This is a genomic window from Paraburkholderia sp. CI2 (assembly GCF_014201055.1).
Classification (GTDB): Bacteria; Pseudomonadota; Gammaproteobacteria; order Burkholderiales; family Burkholderiaceae; genus Paraburkholderia; species Paraburkholderia tuberum.
Map to the genome: position 1 here is coordinate 1 of NZ_JACHDL010000056.1, position 10,910 is coordinate 10,910.

Consider the following 10,910-nt stretch of genomic DNA (forward strand, 5'->3'; position numbering starts at 1 on the left):
AGCGATCCATCCTGTTGATTTTCGCGGGCGTGTTTCGCTGTTGATCCTTCCCGGATCAACACTGCGCGACAGCGCAGTTGCTGCCCGCGACCGATCAGTCAACTTGTCTCCTCGAGCCACCTACAGGACGTCGCCGATGCGCGCGAATGTCGCTTAACAGGTGTGCGAGGGACGTTTGCAAATCTTGCGCGACTCGACGTGTTTAGTTTGTAGGTTGAGGGTGTCGAACGGAGCTTGTGCTGGCCGGCGCGCTACGTATCCAGCTAGCCTGTCGAGATCGGCTGGTCAAATCCGCCCCCATGCGAAAGTGATTGTCACGATCTCCGAATCGCGCCGTTATAGACGCGTGGGCAAATGGTCACGAAGGCGAAACCGGCAATGGATCGTGCAAGAAAGTTGCCAATCTGATGTCGGTCAAGGGTCCGGGCACAGCGAAAGTGTTGAACCCCAGCATGGGCCGCGTTCGGCGCTTGATCCGCGTCAAGGGGGAATGGCGGTAACTCTACCAGCTAACAGAACCGTCATAAATGCCCCATTGGGCGAGTGATCGAGTGGCCTTCGTCGTTGCGCGCAGAGGGCTCAGTGCGTCACGACGGTCGTGTGCGCGGCGAGGCGCTCGACCTCGGGTAGCGCCTGGCCCAGCACATCGATAGCCCCATCGTGGTGGAGGCCGTAGCAGCGCTGCGCAACGCGTGCTGAACGACCTCATGAATGACTTCCGTGTTCGATGAACCGATCTGGAACGTGAGTTGGGTTTGTGCGAACCGCGAATCGCTGGCATCAGAACAACAAGCGGAAGGTATTCCAATATTCACGTAGCGGTCTTGACAACGAACTTCGATTGAAGCGTGCACGCTCGACGGCTGATCCCGCTTGCGTAACGCCCGGCTGGATAGCGTCGAAGCAAATGTGCTGCGTGTCATTCAGATGGTCCGCACGGCCCCTGCCTCCGGACACACTAAAGAACTGCGCACCGCTCCAGGGCAATCGGCTAAAACCTTGCAGCGACGGCAACTATCCGTTGCCCCGCAGATGCTTGTAAGCCGACCGTAAGTGACTAGACTGGCAACGAACTGGCAAACAGCACTCATGCCTCGCCAGACCGTTGTTCCCCAAACACGGCGTCTCCTGAATCCGACGCTCGATATGGAGTCTGATCATGCCGAAGTCGAAGACCTTCATCCCCGTCCCTGTTGTCGCGTCGATCCTGTCCTTCTCGACCGCCGCATTCGCTAGCAGCAGCGGTCCCCAAACCTATGAGCAAGCGGCTGTGCAACCGGTTCAGCGTCAAACGGTCGGCTACCATGACCACACGGGCGCCAATACACAACATGCAATGGACTTTCAGGCGGTGTTAGCCCGCGTGGAAGCCCAGCGGCAAGCGTTCCACAACTGCGGCGGGGTGACTAGTTCGTCCGCTCCCCTCCCGTCAGACAACGTAGCGTCGGGTAGCCCCGTCGACTTCAGTACCGCAACAGCGTCCTGGCGTTACAAGGCAACCTTGGCCGCGCGTTGATACGGCCCGCGGCTGCTAATCGCATCAAAATCAAGACGACCAGCTGTAGAGGATTGAAATGAAAAAGACCTTCCTTGTACTGTTCGCCTTCCTTACCAGCACATCCGTGCTTGCGCAAAGCAATCTGCCGCAGCAATTGCCGTCGCAGCAGCCAGCGTCCGCCGGGCAACCGTCCACGAAGCAGCTTTCACAAGGTGGGCCGCAGCTTCCGCAACCTCCGCAGCTTCCGACACAAGCGTCGACGCAAGTCCCGACCCAGCTTCCGAAATAACCCCGTATGACTGCGCACCCCGCGCAGCCATACCTGGGAGACCGGCGAATGTCGCGGCTACCCGGATTCTGTTCATCGCCGTAGGCGCATGTGATGCACGACCGGCGTTTGCCGGCGATTCGTTCATGACGTCGGCAAATCGCTGGCCGCGAGACCGTGGTTGGTTCAGCAATGGACTGCTCTCAACCCTTCCTCAGCAATTCCTCAGCAATTCGATAAGGCGCGGCGTCTTCGCCGGCTGCCTGCGGGTTTCGGCGAGAGCATCGACCGCGATCGGCGTGCCCCGCCATCCGGGCATGATCCGGAGTAGCCGTCCACGGGCCATTCATCGTGACGATTGGCTCCGCAACGGGCTGATTACCCATGTCACGCGTTGCAAACGGCGGATTTTGCCGACGCTGTGCAGGGTGAACCGTCCACCTGGCGACACGATGGCGGTTCGCTTGCCGTCTCCCAAGGTTCGCGACCGTCCAGGCACCTGGCCTATGCGGCGTCAGTCCCGTCCGTCGGCCCATATGCGGCCAGAAACACGTCGGCCGCTCTTTGAACGACTTTGGCGATGTTGCGCGCACTGATATCCGCCGGCACGCCCAGCAGGCAGAGTTCCAGCAATTCCGCTTCATACAGCCCACGCAAATGCGCTGTCGCGACGGCTGCGTTACAGCTGCGCAGCTTCCCGGCGTCAATCGATTGCTGCAGGAAGTCAGTCACCACTTGCCACCCGGGCTTCGGCCCGCGCTCATAGAACAGGGCGCCGACGTTCGACCGGCCACCTTCAAAATGCGCGAGACGGCGCACCGCGAGCAGTTGCGGTGTCAGGATCGCAACCAGACAGTGCTTGCCGAAGCTCACCAGTGCGTCGCGAACCGGCACAGTGGTCTTGAGTCGCTCGAGTGCAGCTTCTACTCCCTGTTGCGCGGCGACGCCCATGAACTCGGCGAACATCTCGTCCTTCGACTTGAAGTAGTTGTAGAGCGTGGCCTTCGACACGCCTGCCCGCGCCGCAATCTCGGACATCGACGCAAGCTCGAACCCCAATTCACTGAACACCTCAAACGCGGCGTCAACGATCACCTGCCGCTTTGCTTCTGTTTTCACTCTCATCTTCAATGCTCCTCCGGTCTGCGCGACCGATCAACGACATGGCCGGCGGCGACGCCCGTGACCGGCCTTCGACTTTCAATGTTGTGATCTTACCATACCTGAACCGTACAGTTTATTTCTGTTGACATGGATGATTTCGATAACTAGACTGTACAGTATTGTAAAACGGAGCGAGGGAGCAGGAGATCATGCAAGAGAGCACGGACATTTGGAGCCAGGTGAAACCGGTGAGACTGGCCGCCGCATTCGCATTCGCCATCGTGGCGAGCGCCTGCGCGCAACTGCCTGATATGCCGCAAAAGCCGGTAACGAAAGACATCAGCAGGTACGAGACGGCAGAAAGTCTCGGTGCGGGCTCCGGCAAGCAGGTCGGCACCGCGTCCGCCTGGCCCACCGATCAGTGGTGGCTCGGCTATCACGATCCGCAATTGAACGCGCTGATCGCGGAAGCGCTCAAGGATGAGCCGACGCTGGCGGCCGCCGAGGCGCAGCTGCATAACGCCGAGGCGTCGGCGCAGGTGGCAGGCGCGGCGCTGTTGCCCGAAGTCAGCGCGCAGGGCTCGGTCGAAAAGAAGAAGCAGAGCTACAACAACGGCACGCCCTCCGCTCTCGTCCCTCACGGATGGCGCCCCTACGGCACCGCCGAGCTCGACTTCAGCTACGAGATCGACTTCTGGGGCAAGAATCGCGCGGCGCTCGCCGCTGCTACGTCGGAGCTCGACGCGGCGCGCGCCGATGCGGCACAGGCCCGCATGGTGCTGTCCGCGTCGATCGCCGCAGCGTATGCCGACCTCGCGCGGCTGTTTGCCGAGCGCGACAGTGCGCAGGCGGCACTGCAGGTGCGCACCCAATCCGCACAGCTGTTCAGGGAGCGTTTCGCAAACGGGCTCGAAACGCAGTCCGGCGTCAAGCAGGCTGAGTCGAAGCAGCAAAGCGCGCAGGCCGACCTGCTCGAGCTGGATGAATCGATTGCACTGGAGCGCAACAAGATCGCCGCGCTGATGGGTGCCGGTCCCGACCGCGGCTTGCGTATCGAGCGTCCGGCCGTCGACCTGACCCAGCCTGCCGGCATGCCCGCCAACCTTGGACTCGGCCTGCTTGGCCGTCGCCCGGACGTGGTCGTTGCACGCCTGCGCGTAGAGGCGGCGGCCAAGCGGATCGACGTCGCGCGCGCCGGGTTCTATCCGGACATCACGCTCGGCGCGTCGATCGGCTACCAGTCGCTTGGCCTGAACATGCTGACGAACGCGGCTTCGGTGGCCGGCAACTTCGGGCCGGCGATCACGCTGCCCATCTTCAATGGCGGACGTTTGCGCGGCGAACTGCGCGGCAAGCGGGCGACCTACGACGAGGCGGTCGCGAACTACGACGAAACGCTGACGAAGGCGTTGCACGACGTGGCTGACGTTGCCGCAAGCAAACGCGCGCTGGCGGACCGGCTGCAAGCGACACAGGCCGCCTACGACGACGCCGCCCAGGCGCACCAGGTCGCACTCGATCGCTATCGCGCCGGCCTTGCCGGTTACCTCGAAGTGCTGAACGCCGCCGACACGATGACTTCCGCGCAGCGCCAGCTCGCCGATATCCAGTCGCGCACCTTCTCGCTCGATGTCGCGCTCGTGCGCGCGCTCGGCGGCGGCTTTCAGGCCAGCACGCCGGCCGCGACCGACGCAACCCATCCCAACAAGCAAAGCTGATTTCAAGGACTCCGATCATGTCTGAAACCCAATTCGTCAAAACCAGCGAGTCGCTGATGCCGGACTCTCCCGCTTCCGCTGCTCCCGCTGCTCCCGTCGATACCGGCGCTGCGGCCGGCGCTCCCCCTTCGAACCGCAAGAAGCTGTTCGCGCTGCTCGGCGGCGCCATTCTCGTCGCCGGTCTCGGGTACGCGAGCTACTGGCACTTCGTCGCGTCGCATTACGTGTCGACCGACAACGCCTACACCGCGGCCGAAGTCGCATCGATCACGCCGGCGGTCAGCGGCATCGTCAAAAGCGTGCCGGTCGTGAATACGCAGCAGGTCCACAAGGGCGACGTACTGGCCGTCGTCGACGACACCGACGCAAAGATCGCGCTGGCGCAGGCCGAAGCCGATCTGGGCCGCGCCGAACGCAAGGTGCGCGGCTATGTCGCCACCGATACGCAACTGGCCGCGCAGGTCAGTGCGCGCGCAGCGGACGAATCCCGCATGGCCGCGCAGATCGCGTCGGCCCAGTCCGACTTTGACCGCGCGGCGATCGACCTGCAGCGTCGGGAAGTGCTCGCCCGCACCGGCAGCGTATCGGGCGAAGAGCTGAGCCACGCGCGCGCGGCGTTTGCCGCCGGCAGGGCGGCGCTCGACGCAGCCCGCGCTGCGGCCTCGCAGGCGAAGGCAAGCCGCGATGCCGCAGTCGGCTCGCTCGAGGCGAACAAGGTGCTGATTGCGGACACGACGGTCGATACCAATCCGGAAGTCCTGCTCGCACGCGCGAAGCGCGATCAGGCCCGCGTCGATCTCGATCGGACCGTGCTGCGCGCGCCGGTCGACGGTGTCGTCGCGAGCCGGCAGGTTCAGGTCGGTCAGCGCGTTCAGACCGGCACCACCCTGATGAAAGTCGTGCCGATCGAATCCGTCTACGTCGATGCGAATTACAAGGAAACCCAACTCGGCAAGGTGCGCATCGGTCAGCCGGTGGAACTGAAGTCGGACCTGTACGGCAGCAAGGTCGTCTATCACGGCAAGGTCGTTGGTTTCTCGGGCGGTTCAGGTTCCGCGTTCGCGATGATCCCCGCGCAGAACGCGACCGGCAACTGGATCAAGGTCGTGCAGCGCCTGCCGGTGCGCGTCAGGATCGATCCGGCCGAGCTTCGTGCGCATCCGCTGGGTATCAACCTGTCCATGGAAGCAACGGTCGACACACGCGGCGGCAACGACGCGTCCGCATACTAAGGATGCGCCATCATGTCTTCCAGTCAGCTCAATGACATCGCATTGCCGCCGCTGTCCGGCCCCATGCTGATTCTCGCGGCGGTGATGATCGCCGCCGCCAACTTTGTCGCGGTGCTGGACAGCACCATCGCGAACGTGTCGCTGTCGACCATCTCCGGTGCACTCGGCTCCTCGACGAGCCAGGGCACGTACGTGATCACCTCCTACGCGGTAGCCGAGGCGATCACCGTGCCGCTGACCGGCTGGCTCGCGAGCCGCTTCGGCACGGTGCGCGTGTTCATCACGGCGCTGGTGATGTTCGGGCTCTTTTCGGCACTGTGCGGGATGGCGACTTCGCTCGGCACGCTGATCCTGTACCGTGTGTTTCAGGGGCTCGCGGGCGGCCCGCTCATGCCGCTCTCGCAAACCCTGCTGCTGCGCATCTTTCCGAAGGAGAAGGCCGCCGCGGCGCTTGGCCTGTGGAGCATGACGACATTGATTGCGCCGGTGATGGGCCCCGTGCTGGGCGGTATCATCTGCGACGACTACCACTGGTCCTACATCTTCTTCATCAACGTGCCGGTCTCGCTGATCTGCGGATACGCCGGATGGATGATGCTCAAGCGCTTCGAATCGGAGAAGATCCGGATGCGGATCGACACGGTCGGGCTCGTGCTGCTGATCATCTGGGTCTCTGCGCTGCAGATCATGGTCGATGATGGCAAGGACAAGGACTGGTTCAGCTCGATGGAAATTCGCGTTCTCGCGATCGTTGCGGTGATTGGTTTCCTCGCCTTCCTCATCTGGGAGCTGACCGAGCGAAATCCCATCGTCGATCTGCGGGTGTTCCGTCATCGCGGCTTTGCCGCGAGTGTGGTCACCATGTCGCTGGCGTTCGGCGCGTACTTCGGCGCCACCGTCCTCACGCCCCTGTGGCTGCAGAACAATATGGGCTACACGGCCACGTGGGCCGGCTACGCCCAGGCGACAACGGGCATCTTCGCGGTGGTCGCCGCACCGTTTGCAGCCAGACTGTCGACCAAGTTCGATGGACGCTGGCTGGTGTTTGCCGGCGTGATGTTGCTCGGCTCGGTGACGCTGTTCCGCACCCATGCGAATTCGGACATGGACTTCTGGCAGGTGGCACTGCCGCTGCTGCTGCAAGGCATCGGCCTGCCGTTCTTCTTCGTGCCGACGACGAGCATCGGCCTGAGCAGTGTCGACGAGCCCGAAACGGCGTCGGCGGCGGGACTGATGAGCTTCTGCCGGACCTTCAGCGGGGCGATTGCCACCTCGGTCGTCAATACGTTGTGGGAGGACAAGACCAAGTTCAACCGCGCGGAGTTGTCGGGCCTCGTCGATCAGGCCGGCCACTTCATGTCCTCGCTGACCGGTTCCGGCTGGAGTGCAGATCAGGCGCAGGCGCAGATCAGCAACATGGTTGAGTCGCAGGCGGTGATGCTCGCCACCAACCAGCTTTTCTTTAACATCGCATGCTGCTTCATCGCGGGGGCACTGGCGATCTGGCTTGCGCCCAGACCGACCCGTGTCGCGGATACGTCACAGGCACATTGAAGGCCAACGCGGGGCGCGCGCGCCCCGCTTTCGCCGATGCTGAATGACGACGACTGATGCCCCCTCGATACCCCGCCGCTTTTTTGCCTGTCACGTGCGGGTCACCTGAATACGACTCCCGACCATGATCCTGACTTCCTATCAGCGCCAGACCCTCGTCTGGGGCGCCATCGCGGCTGGCCTCGGTATCCTTCTATGGATCTTGCGCCCGGTTCTGACGCCATTCCTGCTCGGTGCGCTCATCGCGTACATGCTGCAGCCGGGCGTCGAGTGGCTGGTGCGCCAGCGTGTGCCACGCGCGGTGGCCGTCCTGCTGATGATGCTCCTCTTCGCACTGCTCCTGACCCTGCTGCCGTTGCTTGCGTTCGCCGTGATGCACAAGGAAGGACCCGAGCTCGCGAAGAACCTTCCCGTCTTCATCGCGAACCTGAACGCGTGGCTGCAACCCAGGCTGGCACTGCTGGGTGTCAGCTACTCACTCGATCTGCCCGGAGTGCGCCACCTGCTGACGGGCGACACGATCGGCGACGGCCAGACCGTCATACTCGCGGCGTTGCGTTATGTGCGCACAGGCAGCAACGTCGTGTTTCCCGTGGTAAGCAACGTCATACTGGTGCCGCTCGTCCTTTTCTATCAGCTTTACGACAGGCACCAGATATTTGCGCGGATGGAAAGCTTTGTGCCGCGGCGCTGGGTCGGCAAGGTCCGGGCACTCGTGACCGAGATGGACCACATGCTGTCGCAATACCTGCGCGGCCAGTTGCTCGTGATGGGCGTGCTCGCCGTGTTCTACCCGATAGCGTTGACACTGGCCGGCCTCGACATCGCGCTGCCCATTGGACTCTTCACCGGCTTCGCGGTGTTCATCCCCTACGTGGGTTTCGCCGTGGGACTCGCCCTTGCCCTGCTTGCCGCGCTTCTGCAGTTTGGCGTCTGGTACGGCATCGGCGTAGTCGCAGCCGTGTACGGAGTTGGACAGGTTCTCGAAAGTTCTTTTCTTGTTCCCAAACTCGTGGGCGACCGCATCGGGCTGCACCCGCTCGCGGTGATCTTCGCTCTGCTTGCGTTTGGCCAGCTTTTCGGCTTTTTTGGCGTGCTGCTCGCGCTGCCGGTGAGTGCGATCCTTGCAGCGGTGCTGGGCGACCTGCGGCGCCGCTATGTGGCCAGCGCGCTGTATAAGGATTGACCGCCGGTTTGCCCTGGATGTCGATCTGCCGCCCGGACAATGCGGGCGGTAGCCGGATAATCAGTGCTTGGTTTGTGCGGCGTCCGTCGGCCCGTATGCGGCCATGAACACGTCGACCGCTCTCTGGACGACCTTCGCGATGTTGCGGGGGCTGGTATCGGCCGGCACGCCAAACAGGCACAGCTCCATCAACTCAGCTTCATACAGGGTGCGCAGATGCGAGGTCGCGATAGCCGCATTACAGCTGCGCAACTGCCCGGCGTCAATCAATTGCTGCAGGAAGACAGCCACGGTTTGCCAGCCGAGCTTCGGCCCGCGCTCATAAAACAGGGCGCCGACGTTGGACCGGCCGCCTTCGTGATGCGCGAGACGGCGCACCGCGAGCAGTTGCGGTTTCAGCACTGCAACCAGATAGTGCTTGCCGAAGCTCGCCAGTGCGTCGCGAACCGGCACCGAGGTCTGGAGCAGCTCAAACGCCGCCCTGATTTCCTGTCGCGCGGCGACGCTCATGAACTCAGCGAACATCTCTTCCTTCGACTGGAAATAGCTGTACAGCGTGGCTTTTGATCCACCTGCCCGTGCCGCAATCTCGGACATCGACGCCTGCTCGAACCCCACCTCACTGAACACCTCGAACGCGGCGTCAACAATCGCCTGCCGCTTTTCTTCCGTTTTCACCCTCATTTCCGGTTCTCCTTCGGTCTATGAGACCGATCAAACGACACCGCTGGCGGCGGCGACGCACTTGACTGGTGTTTTCGATCAATACTGACAATCTTATCATAACAAAACCACTCGGTTTATTTGCGTTGACGGCAACAGTGGGTTTCACTATACTGAACAGTATAGTTATAACCATTTTGACTTACCTTGAATTGCGAGCACTTATGGACCACCTCGAAACGCTGCGAACCTTTTGTACCGTCGTCGAAATGCAAAGCTTCACGCACGCCGCGAATGCGTTGGGCATCTCAAAGGCAGTCGTCTCGCGCGCGATAACGGGGCTCGAAACCAGGCTCGGTGTGCGTCTTTTTCAGCGCACGACCCGACACCTCGCACTCACTGAATCCGGGGAGGAGTTTTACGGCGGCTGCTCGCGCGTGGTTGCTGAACTGGACGTGCTCGAGGCCGGTACCGGGGAGCGCGCACGGGCGCCTGCGGGGGTACTGCGGCTCGTCGCCCACACCACCGCGGCGCTGATAGAGTTGCCACCACTGATCGCCGGGTTCCGTGCCCGCTACCCAGCCGTGCAGCTCGAATTGACGCTGGCGGAACGGCCAGTCGATCTGATCAAGGAAGCCTTCGATCTCGGCATCGTGCTGCCGTTCATGCTCACGAGCGAGCTCACGATCACCCGTGCGTTGTGTCGCCTGCCCCTCGCCGTGGTGGGCTCGCCCAGCTATCTGCAGGGGCGCCAGCTACCGCAAAGGCCTATCGACCTCGCCGCATTCCGCTTCGTCACAATACTTGCGTCGATCAGCGAACCACAACTGCGGTTCCGGCGCGGTGGCGAACAGATCGCCGTGCCACTCGAACACGACGTGTCGAGCAACAACGCCGCGTTGAACAAGGAACTGGTGATGAGCGGTGCTGGTCTCGGCGCGTTGCCTCTTACGATGGTCGGCAAGGAGCTGGACGATGGCCGGCTGGTACAGCTGCTGCCCGACTTCGAGCTCATGAGCGGCGACGCCGAACTCAGGCTCGCATATCGCGACAGGGGCCTGATGACGGCGAAGGTCCGGGCGTTCATCGACTATGCGACGTCGTACTTCGACGCGCGCGCGGCTCAGATGGGCCACGTCCAACAGCAGCGGACGGTGGCCGGCGGCAGTGGCAGGCCGTCCTGATTGCCAGATGCTCATGCAAACCTTCCCTACGCTCGTCGTTTGCGAGCAGTGTGACAGCGTGCTACGTCCGCAGCCCCAGGATAACGGCCGATACGAAGGGCGGATTCAACCGGTGGATGCAACACACTGAAGACTGCGCAAGCAGTGGGAGTGTTGCAGATGAAACAGCGACGCCGGATTTACTACAGCGAGAAGCAGAAAGCGCTGATGTGGGAACGTTGGCGGAAGGGAGAGTCTCTCCAGAAGATCGCCCAGCTTTTTGACCGGAACCACTCGTCTGTACAGGGGATTCTGGCTGAGACAGGTGGAATCCAGCCACCACAAAGGCATCGATCGGGATTGGCATTGACGCTGGAGGAGCGCGAAGAGATCTCACGGGCACTTGCGGCCGACGATTCGATCCAGTCAATCGCCATGCGACTTTCGCGAGCTCCCTCCACCATCTGTCGTGAGATCAAACGTAACAGCGGCCCGGACGGCTATCGGGCAAGCCACGCCGATCA

The 10,910-nt window shown here is 62.4% G+C and carries 10 protein-coding genes; 8 read left to right on the top strand and 2 right to left on the bottom strand.

Annotated features, from left to right (window positions below):
- Positions 1-1,159: 1,159 nt before the first annotated feature.
- Positions 1,160-1,516, top strand: coding sequence for a hypothetical protein (locus HDG32_RS35705; protein WP_184074517.1), 357 nt, complete (start codon positions 1,160-1,162; stop codon positions 1,514-1,516).
- A 58-nt stretch (positions 1,517-1,574) separates the two neighbouring features.
- Positions 1,575-1,787 (top strand): hypothetical protein, encoded by a 213-nt coding sequence (locus HDG32_RS35710; protein ID WP_184074519.1) that lies wholly within the window; start codon positions 1,575-1,577, stop codon positions 1,785-1,787.
- A gap of 483 nt (positions 1,788-2,270) precedes the next feature.
- On the opposite strand, the gene HDG32_RS35715 is transcribed toward HDG32_RS35710, so the two are convergent.
- Positions 2,271-2,891 carry a TetR/AcrR family transcriptional regulator gene (locus HDG32_RS35715; RefSeq protein WP_184074528.1) on the bottom strand — a complete coding sequence of 207 codons (621 nt, stop codon included), beginning with the start codon at positions 2,889-2,891 and terminating at the stop codon, positions 2,271-2,273.
- Positions 2,892-3,079: 188 nt separating this feature from the next.
- Here HDG32_RS35715 and HDG32_RS35720 point away from each other — a divergent pair, with 188 nt between their 5' ends.
- From HDG32_RS35720 to HDG32_RS35735, 4 genes are all read left to right on the top strand, one after another.
- Positions 3,080-4,588 carry an efflux transporter outer membrane subunit gene (locus HDG32_RS35720; protein WP_184074521.1) on the top strand — a complete coding sequence of 503 codons (1,509 nt, stop codon included), beginning with the start codon at positions 3,080-3,082 and terminating at the stop codon, positions 4,586-4,588.
- A gap of 56 nt (positions 4,589-4,644) precedes the next feature.
- On the top strand, positions 4,645-5,820 hold the full coding sequence (locus HDG32_RS35725) for an HlyD family efflux transporter periplasmic adaptor subunit (RefSeq protein ID WP_184074530.1): 1,176 nt from the start codon (positions 4,645-4,647) through the stop codon (positions 5,818-5,820).
- Positions 5,821-5,832: 12 nt separating this feature from the next.
- On the top strand, positions 5,833-7,374 hold the full coding sequence (locus HDG32_RS35730; protein WP_311540614.1) for a DHA2 family efflux MFS transporter permease subunit: 1,542 nt from the start codon (positions 5,833-5,835) through the stop codon (positions 7,372-7,374).
- A 109-nt stretch (positions 7,375-7,483) separates the two neighbouring features.
- Positions 7,484-8,560 (top strand): AI-2E family transporter, encoded by a 1,077-nt coding sequence (locus HDG32_RS35735; RefSeq protein ID WP_184074534.1) that lies wholly within the window; start codon positions 7,484-7,486, stop codon positions 8,558-8,560.
- A 60-nt stretch (positions 8,561-8,620) separates the two neighbouring features.
- On the opposite strand, the gene HDG32_RS35740 is transcribed toward HDG32_RS35735, so the two are convergent.
- The gene (locus tag HDG32_RS35740) at positions 8,621-9,244 is read right to left on the bottom strand and encodes a TetR/AcrR family transcriptional regulator (RefSeq protein ID WP_184074524.1); all 624 of its coding nucleotides are present in this window, start codon (positions 9,242-9,244) and stop codon (positions 8,621-8,623) included.
- 203 nt (positions 9,245-9,447) lie between these two features.
- Between HDG32_RS35740 and HDG32_RS35745 the strand changes: the two genes are divergently transcribed.
- Entirely contained in the window at positions 9,448-10,407 is a 960-nt protein-coding gene (locus HDG32_RS35745) for a LysR family transcriptional regulator (RefSeq protein WP_184074536.1), read from the top strand.
- A gap of 159 nt (positions 10,408-10,566) precedes the next feature.
- Positions 10,567-10,910: helix-turn-helix domain-containing protein (locus tag HDG32_RS35750; RefSeq protein WP_184074526.1), on the top strand; the 344-nt coding region annotated here is incomplete at its 3' end.

Coding starts and splice junctions, on each gene's coding strand:
- HDG32_RS35725 (WP_184074530.1), top strand. CDS start 4,645: ATGCCGGACTCTCCCGCTTCCGCTGCTCCCGCTGCTCCCGTCGATACC.
- HDG32_RS35715 (WP_184074528.1), bottom strand. CDS start 2,891: ATGAGAGTGAAAACAGAAGCAAAGCGGCAGGTGATCGTTGACGCCGCG.
- HDG32_RS35710 (WP_184074519.1), top strand. CDS start 1,575: ATGAAAAAGACCTTCCTTGTACTGTTCGCCTTCCTTACCAGCACATCC.
- HDG32_RS35740 (WP_184074524.1), bottom strand. CDS start 9,244: ATGAGGGTGAAAACGGAAGAAAAGCGGCAGGCGATTGTTGACGCCGCG.
- HDG32_RS35745 (WP_184074536.1), top strand. CDS start 9,448: ATGGACCACCTCGAAACGCTGCGAACCTTTTGTACCGTCGTCGAAATG.
- HDG32_RS35730 (WP_311540614.1), top strand. CDS start 5,833: ATGTCTTCCAGTCAGCTCAATGACATCGCATTGCCGCCGCTGTCCGGC.
- HDG32_RS35720 (WP_184074521.1), top strand. CDS start 3,080: ATGCAAGAGAGCACGGACATTTGGAGCCAGGTGAAACCGGTGAGACTG.
- HDG32_RS35705 (WP_184074517.1), top strand. CDS start 1,160: ATGCCGAAGTCGAAGACCTTCATCCCCGTCCCTGTTGTCGCGTCGATC.